15 protein-coding genes and 1 tRNA gene are annotated in these 14,527 nt (G+C 63.9%); 10 read left to right on the top strand and 6 right to left on the bottom strand.

Translation table 11 applies throughout. The annotated features are described in order from the left end of the window. The first annotated feature begins 93 nt into the window (after nucleotides 1–93). Nucleotides 94–249, top strand: coding sequence for a hypothetical protein (locus AC1DRP_RS13995; protein ID WP_476768755.1), 156 nt, complete (start codon nucleotides 94–96; stop codon nucleotides 247–249). Nucleotides 250–320: 71 nt separating this feature from the next. On the opposite strand, the gene AC1DRP_RS13990 is transcribed toward AC1DRP_RS13995, so the two are convergent. From AC1DRP_RS13990 to AC1DRP_RS13975, 4 genes are all read right to left on the bottom strand, one after another. Continuing rightward, nucleotides 321–983 (bottom strand): cold-shock protein, encoded by a 663-nt coding sequence (locus AC1DRP_RS13990; protein ID WP_441508201.1) that lies wholly within the window; start codon nucleotides 981–983, stop codon nucleotides 321–323. A gap of 90 nt (nucleotides 984–1,073) precedes the next feature. Continuing rightward, on the bottom strand, nucleotides 1,074–1,772 hold the full coding sequence (locus tag AC1DRP_RS13985; protein WP_441508200.1) for a carbonic anhydrase: 699 nt from the start codon (nucleotides 1,770–1,772) through the stop codon (nucleotides 1,074–1,076). 71 nt (nucleotides 1,773–1,843) lie between these two features. Then, on the bottom strand, nucleotides 1,844–2,161 hold the full coding sequence (locus AC1DRP_RS13980; protein ID WP_441508199.1) for a DUF167 family protein: 318 nt from the start codon (nucleotides 2,159–2,161) through the stop codon (nucleotides 1,844–1,846). Nucleotide 2,162: 1 nt separating this feature from the next. Further along, on the bottom strand, nucleotides 2,163–2,453 hold the full coding sequence (locus tag AC1DRP_RS13975; RefSeq protein ID WP_441492532.1) for a YggT family protein: 291 nt from the start codon (nucleotides 2,451–2,453) through the stop codon (nucleotides 2,163–2,165). A 118-nt stretch (nucleotides 2,454–2,571) separates the two neighbouring features. On the opposite strand from AC1DRP_RS13975, the gene AC1DRP_RS13970 reads away from it, so the two are divergent. The 4 genes from AC1DRP_RS13970 to AC1DRP_RS13955 all read left to right on the top strand — a co-directional run bounded on the left by AC1DRP_RS13970 (nucleotide 2,572) and on the right by AC1DRP_RS13955 (nucleotide 6,882). Continuing rightward, nucleotides 2,572–2,647: transfer RNA gene (locus AC1DRP_RS13970), tRNA-Ala, on the top strand. 408 nt (nucleotides 2,648–3,055) lie between these two features. Continuing rightward, the gene (locus AC1DRP_RS13965) at nucleotides 3,056–3,619 is read left to right on the top strand and encodes a transglycosylase SLT domain-containing protein (protein ID WP_441508198.1); all 564 of its coding nucleotides are present in this window, start codon (nucleotides 3,056–3,058) and stop codon (nucleotides 3,617–3,619) included. A 216-nt stretch (nucleotides 3,620–3,835) separates the two neighbouring features. Beyond that, nucleotides 3,836–5,836, top strand: a complete 2,001-nt coding sequence (locus AC1DRP_RS13960; protein WP_441508197.1) for an AI-2E family transporter — start codon at nucleotides 3,836–3,838, stop codon at nucleotides 5,834–5,836. Nucleotides 5,837–5,907: 71 nt separating this feature from the next. Beyond that, on the top strand, nucleotides 5,908–6,882 hold the full coding sequence (locus AC1DRP_RS13955; RefSeq protein ID WP_441508196.1) for a ketopantoate reductase family protein: 975 nt from the start codon (nucleotides 5,908–5,910) through the stop codon (nucleotides 6,880–6,882). 19 nt (nucleotides 6,883–6,901) lie between these two features. Here the strand turns inward: AC1DRP_RS13955 and AC1DRP_RS13950 are convergent, their stop codons facing one another. Both AC1DRP_RS13950 and AC1DRP_RS13945 read right to left on the bottom strand, forming a co-directional pair. Further along, nucleotides 6,902–7,777 (bottom strand): LysR family transcriptional regulator, encoded by an 876-nt coding sequence (locus AC1DRP_RS13950; protein ID WP_441508195.1) that lies wholly within the window; start codon nucleotides 7,775–7,777, stop codon nucleotides 6,902–6,904. After that, nucleotides 7,774–8,649 (bottom strand): LysR family transcriptional regulator, encoded by an 876-nt coding sequence (locus tag AC1DRP_RS13945; RefSeq protein ID WP_441492410.1) that lies wholly within the window; start codon nucleotides 8,647–8,649, stop codon nucleotides 7,774–7,776. Before AC1DRP_RS13945 ends, AC1DRP_RS13950 begins: the two co-directional genes overlap by 4 nt. Before the next feature lie 118 nt (nucleotides 8,650–8,767). Between AC1DRP_RS13945 and AC1DRP_RS13940 the strand changes: the two genes are divergently transcribed. From AC1DRP_RS13940 to AC1DRP_RS13920, 5 genes are all read left to right on the top strand, one after another. Then, a complete protein-coding gene (locus AC1DRP_RS13940) occupies nucleotides 8,768–10,294 on the top strand; it encodes an ABC transporter substrate-binding protein (protein WP_441508194.1) in 1,527 nt (508 codons plus the stop codon). Between the two features lie 46 nt (nucleotides 10,295–10,340). Continuing rightward, nucleotides 10,341–11,276: an ABC transporter permease gene (locus AC1DRP_RS13935; RefSeq protein WP_441492408.1), complete on the top strand. Its 936-nt coding sequence runs from the start codon at nucleotides 10,341–10,343 to the stop codon at nucleotides 11,274–11,276. Nucleotides 11,277–11,279: 3 nt separating this feature from the next. After that, nucleotides 11,280–12,095 carry an ABC transporter permease gene (locus AC1DRP_RS13930; RefSeq protein ID WP_441508193.1) on the top strand — a complete coding sequence of 272 codons (816 nt, stop codon included), beginning with the start codon at nucleotides 11,280–11,282 and terminating at the stop codon, nucleotides 12,093–12,095. A 40-nt stretch (nucleotides 12,096–12,135) separates the two neighbouring features. Beyond that, nucleotides 12,136–13,056 (top strand): serine hydrolase, encoded by a 921-nt coding sequence (locus AC1DRP_RS13925; RefSeq protein WP_476768754.1) that lies wholly within the window; start codon nucleotides 12,136–12,138, stop codon nucleotides 13,054–13,056. A gap of 147 nt (nucleotides 13,057–13,203) precedes the next feature. Beyond that, nucleotides 13,204–14,484: a DUF763 domain-containing protein gene (locus AC1DRP_RS13920; protein WP_441492405.1), complete on the top strand. Its 1,281-nt coding sequence runs from the start codon at nucleotides 13,204–13,206 to the stop codon at nucleotides 14,482–14,484. Nucleotides 14,485–14,527 lie beyond the last annotated feature (43 nt).

Genomic DNA, 14,527 nt, shown 5'->3' with positions numbered 1-14,527 from the left:
GGTTGTTGGGGCTCCGGCCGCCCGTTGATACGGGATGACGGAGAGCGGTCTTCCGGTCAGGCTCCATCGATCCAACCGGTCAGGAGGCCTGCCATGGAGCTGTTCGTCGGTCTTGATGTGTCTGTTCGCACCACCAGCGTCTGCGTCATGGATGCGGGCGGCAAGCTGATCCGGGAGAGCAAGGTCGAGAGGGAGCCGGAGGCGATCGACCGCGGGCTCTATGACCCCGCGGTGGGCGCTTTTGCTTGACTCCTACCGCCCCAAAAGAGAAGGCCCGCCAAACCGGCGGGCCTTGGATCAGGTCGGTGCAAAAGCAACGATCAGATGAAACTGACGTTCGCAGCTTCCGGGCCCTTCTTGCCGGCGCGGATCGAGAAACGCACGCGCTGCCCGTCCATCGGCGGCTGCAGGCCGCTGCGGCTCAGCGAACTGACATGCAGGAACACATCCGGTCCGCCATTGTCAGGCGCGATGAAGCCGAATCCGCGATCGGAGTTGAAGAACTTGACGGCACCGTCATAGGGCCCTTCCATCGGGGCGCTGTTGCGATCGCCGAAGCCGCCGCGATCGCCGCGGTCGTAACCACCGCCACCGTAGCCACCACCACCGCCACCATAACCACCGCCGCCGCCATAGCCGCCACCACCGAAATCGTCACGCGGCGGGCGCGGCGAGAACGGGCGCGGAGCACGCTCGCCACGCGGGGCGGCGGGCGTTGCGGTCGAGGCGTCGATCTCGTGCACGGCCACGACCTGAAGACCGCGGCGGCCTTCGCCGAGATCGGCAACGATCGTCGCACCCGGCTGCAGATCCTGYGGATCGAGCGGACCGATGGACGAGACATGCACAAAAACGTCGCCGGATCCGTCGGCAGGAGACGCGAATCCGAAGCCCTTCTCAGGGTCGAACCACTTGATCTTGGCTTCGATATTTTCGTGGGTGACGAAGGGAGCGGGAGCCGAGGGCTTACGACGATCGAACATGCGAGCTTCAAAAATCAGTGACCGGGAAGCGACAATCTAGCGCAAGCCGCGCCCGCCGTCATGGGGGGCGGAGCAGCTAAATTTTCGCCCTCATCCGGCTTCGCTGCAGCGGATAGTCTGCACCTTTTTGGGCATCTCGCCAATGGCCGGAACGAACTGTCCGGTCGCGGCATCGAGCACCATCAGCACGCCGGTCGCGACGGCGAAATAGGCACCGTGCAGCTTCAGCCGGCCCTTGCCCTCGAGGATGCTGATGCAGGGAAACGTCCGCAGATTGGCGAGAGATTGCTGGATCGAGGCCAGCGCCAGGCGCTCGACATAGGTTTCCAGGTCCTCGTTGCGGCCGCGGCCGCCGCTGCGCTGTGCTGCCGGATTGATCAGCGTGATCCATTTTCCGATGAAATCGCCGGGCGAAAGCGGCCCCTGCGCATCATCGGCAAAGGCGCGGATGCCGCCACAGCGGCCATGGCCCATCACGACGATATGCTCGACCTTCAGCGCCTGAACGCCATATTCGAGCGCGGCCGAGGTGCCGTGCAGCTGATCGTCGGGCGAGAATGGCGGAACCAGATTGGCGACGTTGCGCACCACGAACATTTCGCCGGGGCGCGCATCGAAGATGGTTTCGGGCGCGACACGCGAGTCGCAGCAACCGATCAGCATGATCTTGGGAGTCTGGCCGCTTTCGGCGAGCTCCTCATAGCGGCTCTTCTCGCGCGAGAAACGTTCGTCGAGGAAGGCGCGATAGCCTTCCGTGAGCCGCTCAGGAAAAGACTGGGGTGTGTCCATTGCCCTTGTTCGGACAGGAACTGGCCGCCTTCGTCAAGAGATTTGTGCAGCGCGGGAGGAGCGAAGAGCCCCTAGCCCGCCGCAAGAAGCTGTTCCAGCCGCACCGCGAGCAGGTCGGCTTCCCCCGCAACCAGCAGAGTCTTGAGCCGCGCCGTGCTTCCGGCAGCCAATGTCACGGCGGAACGGGAGACCGACAGGCTGCGCGCCAGCAAGGCGATCAGCGCTGCATTGGCCTCCCCCTCGCTGGGCGCGGCCCGCACCCGTGCCTTGAGCACGGCACGGCCGTCCGCGAGGACCTCGATGCCGTCGACCCCGTCGCGCCCACCGCGCGGGGTCAGCCTGACGCTCAGCCGCAATCCCCCGGGCGTCGCCGTCCAGGGAACGGCCATCTCAGAATACGGCAGGGTACAGATAGCGCTCGATCACGCGCTCGATGAAGAAGATGATCAGCAGCAGGATGATCGGCGAGATGTCGATACCGCCGAGATTGGGCAGCATGTTCCGGATCGGCCTGAGCACCGGCTCGGTCACCCGATAGAGGAAATCCCAGACCGAGGAGACGAACTGATTGCGGGTATTAACGACGTTGAAGGCGATCAGCCAACTCAAAACCGCTGATATGATGAGGAGCCAAGTGTAGATGTTCAGCGCGAGCATCACCACGTCGAGAACGGCACGCATCGACATTCCTCTTGTCGTCTTCAGGCTGGTGACGCGGAAAGATTTCGCCATCGCCGAAAAACTCCCGGCGCAGGCGATTGACATTCACGCGACGCAAGGCCTAGAAGGCCAGCGCCTTGGGGCTGTAGCTCAGATGGGAGAGCGCTGCAATCGCACTGCAGAGGTCAGGGGTTCGAATCCCCTCAGCTCCACCAGGCTTTTCCTGGTGGAATAAAGCTAGAAGAAACAAGGGCCTGACGCAGCCGACGTCACGGCGCGTGCACATGGGCGCTCCTGGTTCGCCAGCCAGCTTTTTCGTTGCCTCTTCCCGGCCAATGGGTGACTGCCCGATTGCTTCATCAATCTGCTCCGCAGTCCTGCCGACGCTGGCGGGATGACAGGGGGAGCGTAGCTAACTTCGAACGCTCCAGCTGGACCGGCCTCCCCAAATCCCCGAACCAAGTATCGAGCGTCATTGGGCAGGAAGCCACCCGTCGCGTGTCCAGATCGACCGCCGCAGAGTTGCCGCAAGTCCGCGTATTTTGGAGCCTGGGGTAGTTGAGCCTAGGATCAGGAGTTGTTGGCGTCCCCGCGAGCAGGTTTATCAGCTGATGGAGGCCAGATTGTCTTGGCAAAGGTGTCTTGTTGCAGCCGGTATCATCCTGCTGTCTGCCGGGATTGCGGGATGCACCACCACGGACGACGCTTCCGCGGAGGCAGCGAAACCGCTCGCTTACTCCAGCGAACAGCCCGTTGACGCGCAACCGGGCTCGGACCGCGCGGGAATCGACCGACTTATCGAACGACATTCCGCGCATTACGAACTCCCTGCGGATTGGGTCCGTCGAATCGTCAAGCGCGAAAGCAACTATCGCCCCACCGCCCAGAAGAATGGCCATTTCGGCCTGATGCAGATCAAACACGCGACGGCGCGAACCATGGGTTATGCCGGCCCGGCGGCCGGGTTGCTCGATCCCGAACTCAATCTCACCTATGGGCTCAAATATCTCCGGGGAGCCTGGCTCGTTGCCGATCGCGACCAGACCCGCGCCGACCGCTACTATCGCAACGGGTACTATTACGATGCCAAGCGGAAGGGGCTTCTCGAAGCAACCGGTCTCGGCAAGGACCGTACGCGGCTAGCCAAATCCCGCCACGCGACGGACAGAGTTCCCGAGGCTCGTTAGCGAAGCTAGGCCATGCGACTGAGGACGTCCGTCACCCGCCGTTCTCGCGCCCGGACGGGCCTGCGCACGTCTGAGATCGTTCTCGGACACTGAGAGGCAGGTGCATCGGTAGACCTATTGGAACATCGGGGTCGATCTCCCGTTCAGCCACCAGTGACCAACAGCGCGCACCTTCTACTGCTGAGTGGATGAAACGTGGCCGAGGAAAACCAATTCATGCGTCCGATCGCGCCTCTCGCCCCCTCTCGGGCGGCGCCCGCTCGGGCGATCGATGGTGGCCTTGGCAATGTTGCCATTGGCGCTTTGATCGTGACGGCGCTCTATCTCGGGCGCGATGTCTTCGTTCCGATTGCTCTCGCAATCCTGTTCAGTTTTGTTCTCGCGCCACTCGTCAAAGGGCTCCAGAAACTTCGGGTTCCCCGTTCGCTCGCCGTCATCACTGTCGTTCTCATCGCCTTCGCGGCGCTCGGCGCCTTGACCGTGGCAATGGTCAACCAGGCAACCCAGCTCGCCGGAGAGCTCCCGGTCTATCAGAGCACGATGCGGGAGAAGATCGCTTCGCTGCGGGGGGCCGGCCCAGGCAGCGGTGTCCTCTCGCGCGCGGCGGACGTACTGCAGGATCTGGGCAAGGAGCTCGATAGGCCAAAGAAGGACGCTTCGCCGTTGGACCCGACGGTCCGCCCCCCGGACGCGCGGCCGATCCCGGTCGAGGTTCACCAGCCAGAGCCAGGTGCGCTGGAGACACTGCGAGCCTTTCTCACTCCCCTCATCCATCCGCTCACGACGACGGGTATCGTCCTGATCTTCGTCGTTTTTATCCTTCTGCAGCGTGAGGATCTGAGGAACAGGTTCATCCGGCTGACAGGAACCTATGATCTTCAGAAGACCACAGCCGCATTCGACGACGCCGCTCGCCGCCTCAGCCGGCTGTTCCTGACCCAGCTTGTCCTCAATGCCGGCTTCGGTCTCGTCATCGGCACCGGGCTCTGGATGATCGGCGTCCCGAGCGCCCTGCTCTGGGGCATTCTCTCGGCGATCCTTCGCTTCATTCCCTATCTCGGCGCCATCCTCTCCGCGATTTTCCCAATGGTGATCGCTGCATCCGTCGATCCCGGCTGGACCATGCTGGCCTGGACAGCCGCGCTGTTTCTGGTTGCCGAGCCGCTCGCCGGTCATGTTGTCGAACCGCTGGTCTATGGCCGCTCGACGGGGCTTTCGCCTGTCGCGATCGTCGTTGCGGCCACGTTCTGGACGTGGTTGTGGGGGCCGATCGGGCTGGTCCTTGCGACCCCGCTGACGGTTTGCCTCGTGGTCCTGGGCCGTCATGTCGAGCGGCTTGAGTTTCTCGATGTCCTCTTGGGAGATCGGCCAGCACTGTCCGCTCCCGAGATCTTCTATCAGCGTGTGCTCGCCGGGGATCCCGCTGAGGCAGCAGACAAGGCCGAAGAGGTTCTCAAGGAGCGCTCCCTCTCCGTCTACTATGACGAAGTCGCCCTGGAAGGTCTGCGTCTGGCAGCCAGCGACGCGGCGCGCGGCGTCCTTGATGCGACACGACAGGCACGGATCCTGGAAACCGTGCGGGAAGTCGTCGATGACCTCGCAGACCATGATGACCGCAATCCTGCAGTCGGAGAAACGACCAACGACCCCGAGGCAGAAGCAGCAATCGCAGAAACTGACGAGGTCGAAAGTTCAGCCGACCTGCCGATGCTGGCATCGGAAAACCTGGGGAAGGCCTTCCGCGGTGAAGACCGGGTGGTTTGCGTCGCCGCCCAATCGGAGCTCGATGAGGCTGCTGCCCTGATGCTGGCGCAGATCCTCAGCAAGCATGGGCTCCCGGCCCGCGTACTGCCTGCAGACACGCTCTCGACGAATAACCTCGCCGCGCTGGCAGCGGATCAACCCGCCCTGATCTGCCTGTGCTATCTCGACGGCACGAGCTCCGCTCATATGAAATACGCCATCAAGCGCCTGCGCCGCAGGCTGCCATCCACGATCATCATCCTCGGCAGCTTGTCGCCAGCAGCGGGCTCGGCGGCCCAACTCAAGACGGCGGTCCTCGCCGACGAGGTCGAAACGAGCCTTCGCGGCATGAGCAATGCCTGCTTGACGCACGCGATGCGCAACACAGACACCTCCATGGCCAAGGAGTCGAGTGTGCCCGACATCGGAATGTCAGGAAACTTGGCGACCATGTCCGCCGGACATTCGAGCTAGGACAGGCCTACGCTATCGCACCGAGCACGCTCCCCTATAGTCGTGGCGATCGTCCATCAGTGAGCGGAACCATGCGCGTTGCAATCGTTGGAGCAGGAGCGATCGGCGGGGTTGTTGCCTGGCATATGACCCAGGCGGGTCAGCGGCCCGTTATCATTGCGCGCGCTGAGACCGCTGCTCTGCTCGCAACGGAGGGCCTGACGCTCCAGTCTCCCTCAGGGACCGAAACCGTGGCGGTGCAGGTCGCCGCCGATGCAGCCTCCGCAGGGGTCCAGGATCTCGTTCTGGTCGGGTTCAAGGCTCATGACTGGGCGAGCGGTCTCGATTCGATCCGGCCCCTGATCGGGCCATCGACGATCGTTCTGCCGATGCTGAACGGCATTCCCTGGTGGTATCTGCAAGGTCTGGGAACGCAGTTCGGCGACCGGAGGCTGGCATCGGTCGATGCGAGCGGTGCGATCGAGACCTCCATTCCAGCCGGTCAGGTTCTCGGCTGCGTCGTCTATATCGGTGCAAACCGGCCCGCGCCGAACGTCATCGCCTGGAACGGCAGAAAGCGTCTTGTTGTCGGCGAGCCATTGAAGCCGCATGACAGCCGGCTGGCAGACGTCGTCGCGTTGTTGAGAGCGGGCGGGGTCGATAGCGAGCAGAGCGCAGATATCCGGACTGAGGTCTGGCAAAAGCTGCTCGGCAATGCAGCCTATAATCCGCTTTCGGCCGTGACCGGGGCGACGGTCGACAAGATCGTGGGAGATCCTGCGGTCAGGGCCGTCGCAAAGTCGATCATGGCGGAGTGTGTCGCGGTTGCCGCCGCGCTCGGGGTCGAGAATCTGCCAGAGCTTGAGGCACGCCTCGAACTCCCTCCGACATTGATCGGTGTGAAAACCTCGATGCTGCAGGACATGGAGGCGGGGCGCCCGCTGGAGCTTGGCGCCATTGTCGGCGCTGTTGCGGAACTCGGTCGCAGGACGGGCGTGCCAACGCCGCTGATCGAGTGCGTTGGCGCCCTGGCGGCCAATGCCTGGCAGCAGCGATGGGGACAATGATCGGGGCGAGGTCAGAACATTATCCGCCTGTGATGATCTCGACCATGCGCGCTGCCAGGTGAGACAGCGGGCGGCTGCGGGCGGTCATCATGCATATCGTGATCGGGATGCGCGGCGTGATCTGCAGTTGGGCGAGGCCATCGAAACGTTGCGCCTCGAACAGCATGCTGTCGACGAGTGAGACATCGCCATCCCGGGCCAGCAAATGCGCGACGGTGATGCTGTAGGGCGCCGTCATGAAAGGGGCGTAGACGAGCCCGGCCTCTTCGTGCGCCTTGGCGATCAGCCAGCCGAGCGGCGACGATTCCCGATCGAAGCAGAGCAACCGGCGCCCCGCGAGTTCGGCAAGATCGACGCTGCCCTGCGCAGCCAGAGGATCATCCTTCCGGACCAGGGCAACGATCGAGCCTTCGGCTAGCGGCGTCAAAGCAATGTCGTCGCTCACGCGCGGCGAGAACATGAAGCCGATATCGGCCGTCCCGTTCGAAAGCTCCGCGACCGGATTGCCCATGATGAGCTCAGCACGTGCGTCGGGATGCGTCGCCAGCAGCTTGCGCAGGGCCCCTGCAACCAGTCCCTGTCCGATGCTGGGCGTCGCGGCGATGCGCAGTGGCAAGGCGCGCCCGGCACGCAAATCCGCGACGGTTTCTCGCAGATTGCACCATTCGCTCTCGACCGCGTCGAGGCTCGCCATCAGTTCCCGCGCTTCGGAGCGCAATACCAACCTGCCGTCGCGCCGCTCGAAGACCGGCACACCAAGGCTTGCTTCACTCCTCGCCACGATCTTGCTGATGGCCGATTGCGTCAGGTTGAACGCACGTGCGGCCTCAATCGTCGTGCCCAAGCGATGCACCGCAAGCAGGATGCCGGCCTGGGTCGGCGTGAGTTCGCTCATGGGGCGCGCTCCATCAAGCAGGCGAGCAGGACCTGCCCGGAGTGCTGCAGGTGGGAGCCTTCCCGATGATGCGCATAGGCGATGACGGCCGGGCTCGCGCGCAGCGGCCGCACGGCCAGCCCCTCGGTCAATCCGCTGCTGATCACGAAACCATCAACGATGGCGACGCCGCAGCCCTCGCGCACGAGATGGCAAGCCGAGTCGGTATGACGGACGGTGATCGAGATCCGCGGTGCAAGGCCCGCTTTGGTCAGAGCCTGCTGGAAACTGTCGGCGCTGCTGAAACCATCCGGCCCATAGCTGATCAGTCGACGCCCCGCGAGGTCCTCGAGGCCGATTTCGTCTCGCGCAGCCAATGGATCTGTCTGRAAAAACACGCAGACAAGCGGACTTTCCTGCAGCGTGATATTCCGCAGCCCTTCGTTCGGCAGGGGCCCGTAGGTGATTGCGAGATCGGCATCTCCCGCCGCCAGATGGGCGGCGACATGATCGAACATGATCTCGACAGGTGCCGCATCGCCGATGGCGCGTCGGGCTGCCGTGATCGCGGGCGGCAGGATGCTGTGGGCCAGTCCCGGCACCGTCACGATCCGGAGGCGGTCGACCATGCCGACCCGCATCATGTCGGCCTCATGGCGAGCCCGCCTGAGCGCCGCGAAAGCCGGCTGCGCCCGCTGGGTCAGGGCCTGCGCCTCAGGCGTCGGCATCAAGCGGCCCTGCAAGGTCGTGACGAGGTTCAAGCCGAGTTCGAACTCGGCAAGCCTCAACGCCTTGATCACGGCGGACTGGCTCATCTCTAGCCCTTGCGCCGCCTCACCGGTCCCGCCGAGCCGGACGAAGGCGTCGAGGACCTGCAGTGAGGAGAGCTTCATGACGCACCCTATTCCAACTGGTTGAAGATCTTGCCAAATCTTTCATTAGCAAGACTAGGAGGCCCATGAAAGGATGCCGGCCGTTGTCGGCATAGAACCGGCACCACAGGGGATCGCGATGACCAGATTTCGTTCGATGGTTTCGGCTGCCGCGCTTGCGCTCGCCGTGATGACGCCTGTGATGGGCGGCCTTGCTTCCCCCGCCCTTGCCAAGGGTATGTTGAGACTGGCGCAGACGCAGGATCTCGTCTCGCTCGATCCGATCGCCACCAGCGACAACGCTTCGATCTTCGCGCAACTGCTGATTTTCGACACACTGCTCCGCCCGAGCAAGGATGCCACCAAGCTCGAGCCTGGCCTTGCCGAGAGCTGGCAGGTCAGTGCCGACGGCACGACCTACACATTCAAGCTGCGCGAAGCGAAATTCTCCGACGGTACCCCGGTCACGTCCGCAGATGTGGCGTTCTCACTGAAGCGGGCCGGCAGCGATGCGAGCAACTGGAAGCGCTTCTTTTCGGGCATCGAGACGATCGAGACGCCGGATCAGCGCACGGTGATCCTCACGCTCAAGAAGACCTTCACGCCGCTTCTGAACAACCTGGCCTTGTTCTCTTCCGCCATCCTGCCGCAAAGGGCTTTCGAGGCGGCGCCCGACCGCTTCTTCGAAAAGCCGATCGGCTCGGGCCCCTTTACGGTTGCAGCATGGAATAAGGGCCAGGGTCTTTCGCTGAAGAAGAACGCATCCTACTGGCAGGCCGGCAAGCCCGACCTCGACGGCGCCGAGCTCCTTGTCATTCCCGAAGGCAACAGCCGCGTCCTGAAACTGCAGGCTGGTGAGATCGACGTCGCCTTGGAAATCCCGCTCAACCAGTTGCAGAGCCTCAGCCGTTCGGGCGCGATCAAGACTGCTGTTGCCGATGTCCTGCGCAGCGACTTCGTGATGATGAACACGAAGAAGAAGCCCTTCGACGATGTCCGTGTCCGTCAGGCGCTGAACTATGCCGTCGACAAGGAAGGCCTGGTCAAGGCGCTGCTCTATGGAACCGGCAAGGTCGCGAACTCGCCGATGCCGCCCATGGCCTATGCCGATTCGACGCTGAAGCCCTATTCCCACGATGTCGCCAAGGCGAAAGCCCTGCTGAAGGAAGCCGGCTATGCGGACGGCTTCAAGACCTCGCTGTTGATCCACTCGGGACGTCCGCTGCACCGCCAGCTCGGACAGGCGATGCAAAGCGCTCTGGCGCAGGTCGGGGTGACGGCCGAGATCAAGCTGGTCGAAGGCGGCACGCATTGGTCGACAACCAAGGCGGGCGACTACGAGATGGCGGTTTCCTACGCGTCTAGCGACACGATCGATCCCGATCAGCTCGCCGGCTTCCTGATCGTCAATCCCGAGCGCGCCAATGCCTACCACACGGAATGGAAGAGCGAGCGGGTCAACGAGCTCTACGAAAAGGAGCGCGTCACGGCCGATGGTCCGGAGCGCGGTGGGATGTTCAAGGAGATGATCAAGCTCGCGCATGAGGGCGCGCCGTCGGTCTTCCTGTTCTATCCCGGCACGTCCTACGCCTATCGCAGCAATGTCGAAGGCTTCGAAGTGCTTCCGACCTCCAATTTCCGCCTGGAGGACGTCAAGCTGAAGTGAAGCGCCGGCGGCCCCGCAGGGCCGCCTCTTCTTTCAGAAGCTCATCATGGTCGGTTACATCTTCAAACGGCTGTTCCAGCTGGTGCCGGTGCTGCTTGGCATCACGCTGGCCTGCTTCTTCCTGCTGCGCGCGCTGCCGGGGGATCCGGCAACGCTCTTGCTCGGGGCGCGCGGCGGCCCTGAGGAAGTTGCGCTGCTGAAACAGCGCCTCGGGCTCGATCTGCCGCTCTGGCGGCAATATTGGCTGTTCCTCGGCGATATCGGTTCAGGGACCCTCGGCCGTTCGGTGGTGCACGGCCGCGCGGTCTCGGAACTCGTGCTCGAGCGCCTGCCGGCGACGCTGTGGCTCGTCGCCTATTCAACCATCATTGCCGTCATCCTCACCGTTCCTCTTGCCCTGCTCTCGGCGGTCGAGCGGGACAAGCCGGTGGATGTCCTGATCAAACTCGTCTTCACCATCCTGCTCGCCATCCCCTCATTCTGGCTGGGGCTGGTCCTTGTCGTCATGCTGGCGATCTGGGTGCCACTGTTCCCCACCTCCGGGTACGGGGACGGCTTTCTTTCGCGGCTRCATCATCTGACGCTTCCCGCCCTGGTGATTGCCCTCGCGACGGCATCGCTGACGATCCGCAGCCTGCGCAGCGGCATCCTGAACGTGCTCGGCTCGGATTATGTCACGACGGCCCGGGCCAAGGGTAATGGCACCAACCGCACGATGCGCGTGCACGTCCTGCCGAATGCCCTGATCAGCTCGATCTCGGTGCTCGGCGCACATACGAGCTGGATCATCGGTGGCACGGTCGTGATCGAAACGGTCTTCGCCCTGCCCGGGCTCGGCTCGCTCTTCGTTGAATCGATATTCGCCCGCGACTACCCGATGATCCAGGGGCTGACCATCGTCTTTGCCGTGCTCGTGGTCCTGATCAACCTGGCGACGGATATCGCCTACGCGCTGGCCGACCCGCGCATCAGGCTGGATTGAACCATGACGCGACTGCGCCGCCTCAATCCGACGCTGCTGATCGGCCTCGTGATGCTCGCCCTGCTGAGCCTGTTCGTCGGGCTGGGGCAAGTCTGGACACCGCATGATCCCTTCCTCATCGACTACGGCAATACGTTGCAGCCGCCCTCACTCGGCCACTGGTTCGGCACGGACGATCTCGGGCGCGATGTCGCCTCGCGGGTCATGGCGGGCGGTCTCGTCGATCTGAGGGTGGCACTGATCTGTGTCGCGGCGCCGGCCATGTTGGGCGCGGCGATCGGTGCGCTCTCCGGCTATGTCGGTGGCCGCGTCGATACCGTGATCATGCGTATCACCGACATCTTCTGGGCCTTCCCCTTCCATGTCCTGGTGATCGCCATCGTCGGCGTGCTGGGTCCCGGGGAATTCAACCTCTATCTCGCCTTCCTGCTGGTGAACTGGATCTCGTTTGCCCGCATTGTCCGTGGCGAGGTGCTGGTGCTGCGCGAACTCGAATTCGTGCAGGCAGCGCGCAGTTTCGGCGGTACCGACCGGCACATCGTTGCCAGGCATGTCCTGCCCAACGCCGTGACCCCGGCAATCGTCTATGCAATGGCGGATGTCGTCCTGACGATCCTGGCCGTGACCTCGCTCAGCTTCCTCGGCCTCGGCATCCAGCCGCCGACACCGGAATGGGGGCTGATGATCTCGGACGGCCGCGAGTTCCTGTTCGACGCCTGGTGGATCGCGACCTGCCCGGGTCTCGCCATCATCTATACCGGTGTGACCTTCGCCCTGATCGGCGAGGGGGTCGACACCGCCTTGCGCCCGAAGGGCTGACCTTTTCCTGCGCGGCCGATGCCTGCGCCATGAGGACATCATGAGCTTCTTTCGCGACGATACAGAACTGCAGCGGATCGGCCGCGCCATCGAGGCCCATGCGTCTTCGATCTATTCCGGACGTGGTGTCCCGCTGGACCAGTTCGCCTATGTCCTGCTGCGCCCTCAGCCTGCTGGTGAGAAACCGGTTGGAGCTGCCCGCCATGCCGACTGGCGGAGCTACCCATGCTCTTTGGTCAAGGTCTTTCACCTCGTCGCGGCGCAGGCGGCCCTCACGGAGGGACGGTTGACCGAGCATGAGGAACTCGACCGCGCGATGCGCGACATGATCCTCTGGTCGTCCAATTCGGCAACGAACTACATCATCGACCTGCTCACCGGCACGACCGGCGACACATTGCTGCAGGGGGAGGCCCTGGCCGACTGGTGCGAGCGCCGCCGGGAGATCAACCGCTTCTTCGCCGGCTTGGGCTGGTCCGAGTTGGTCGGCATCAATCTCGACCAGAAGCTGATGGATGATTTGCGCTACGGCCGCKAGAAAATCGGGCTCGATCTCTCTCCCATCGGCCACAACCGCCTGACGCCGATCGCAATGGCGCGTCTGATGTCAGAGATCTTTTATGGCTCCTCGCTGTTGCCGGAAGCTCGCCTGAAGCGGGTGCGCGACCACCTCATTCGCGACCAGGAAAGTCCCGACCGGGCCCGCGGCGCCTATCAACTGCTCGGATATCTCGGCGGCGGCCTGCCGGACGGTTCGCGGATCTGGTCCAAGGCCGGACGGACCCGCTGGCTGGGCGATGCACGCGCCGAATTTCGCCGCCACGACACGATGCGCGCCATCCTGCCTGGCGGCGAGGACTTCATCCTGACCGTCTTCACCCAGGGCGAAGCGATCGGAGAGGATGACGGCTTCCTGCCGGGGATTGGTAAGTTGGTTGCAGCCGAGATAGCCGGGATTTGAACGGAATCTTGATGTGCACGGCGACGACCGGCGGTCGGGCGCAACGGAGCGACAGGACCAGCCGCCTCGACGAGGATCAATTTCTGTAGAAAGCGGGGACAGGCCGGGCTATATCAGGCGTTCCTCTTTCGTTCGCGAGACTTCGCCATGACCCGGCGATCCGGCAGCGCCGACCTTCCGCTCCACCATGGCCGCGTGCCCGCCTGGCTCGGTCGGCGCATGACGCAGCTCGGCGCGGTCATCTGCGCGGCGATCATCCATCATTATGGCCGCGACGAGTTGCTGCGGCGGTTGGCGCATCCATTCTGGTTCCAGTCCTTCGGGGCGGTGATGGGAATGGACTGGCACTCGTCGGGTATCACCACCAGCGTGATAGGCGCGCTCAAGCGTGGGCTGGCTCCGCTGTCGGGCGAGCTGGGCCTGCATGTCTGTGGCGGGCGGGGCCGCCATTCGCGCGAGACACCGGCCGAGCTCGAACAGATTGGAGCGAGGGTCGGGTTCGACGGACAGGCGCTCGCCACCGCGAGCCGGCTGGTCGCCAAGGTCGACAGTGCCGCCGTGCAGGACGGCTTCGACCTCTATCTCCATGGCTTCTTCGTCGGGAATGACGGCCATTGGGTCGTGGTGCAGCAGGGCATGAATGGCGATGGCGGCCTCGCCCGGCGCTATCACTGGCAGTCTGAAGGGCTGGGCAGTTTCGTCGAGGCGCCACATGCCGCCATCGATGGCAAGAACCAGGGCAGCATCATCAATCTGACCGACAGGCGCGCCGCCCTCTCCCGCAACGGCCAGATCGATCTGCTGCGCGACATCGGACCGTCGGGGATCGTGAGGGAATTTGCGGCGCTGGAGCGCGACCGGGCGCCGCCGGTCCTGTCGCCGGCGCAGCTTTCCCTACCTCATCTCGTCATGCCGGCACATCACGAGGTCAGGCCCAAGGACGTGATTGCGCGACGGCTCCATGGTGCGCTCGCCGCAGCCGCCGACAGCGCCCCCGCCGATTTCTCGGAATTGCTGCTCGTGCCCGGCGTCGGCGCCCGCACGGTCCGTTCGCTTGCGATGGTCGCGGAAGTGATCCATGGCGCGCCGTGCCGGTTCGCCGATCCTGCGCGCTTCTCTCTCGCCCATGGCGGCAAGGACAGACAGCCGTTCGCCGTGCCCACCAAGGTCTACGACCAGACGATCGCGGTGCTGAAATCCGCCATCGATCGGGCGAAACTCGGTCAGGACGACAGGCTCGCTGCCATCGCACGTCTGGACCGGGAAAGCCGGCGCCTGGAGCGCGTCGTCTCCGGTCCGACGTTGGATGAGTATGTCACGGAGGAGAGACTGCGGTCCGCCGAGTATGGTGGCCGGAGCGTCTTCGGCTGGGAGCGGTCGGACGGTGAAGCGGCACCCGCGCCGCCTGCGAAGGCGAACCCGGCTTGACCGTCAGCCATGGCGCCAGCGCGTCGCCATCGGCATTCCGCCG

The organism is Allobosea sp. 01N443 (assembly GCF_056399325.1).
This window is presented reverse-complemented; position numbering and strand designations above follow the sequence as displayed.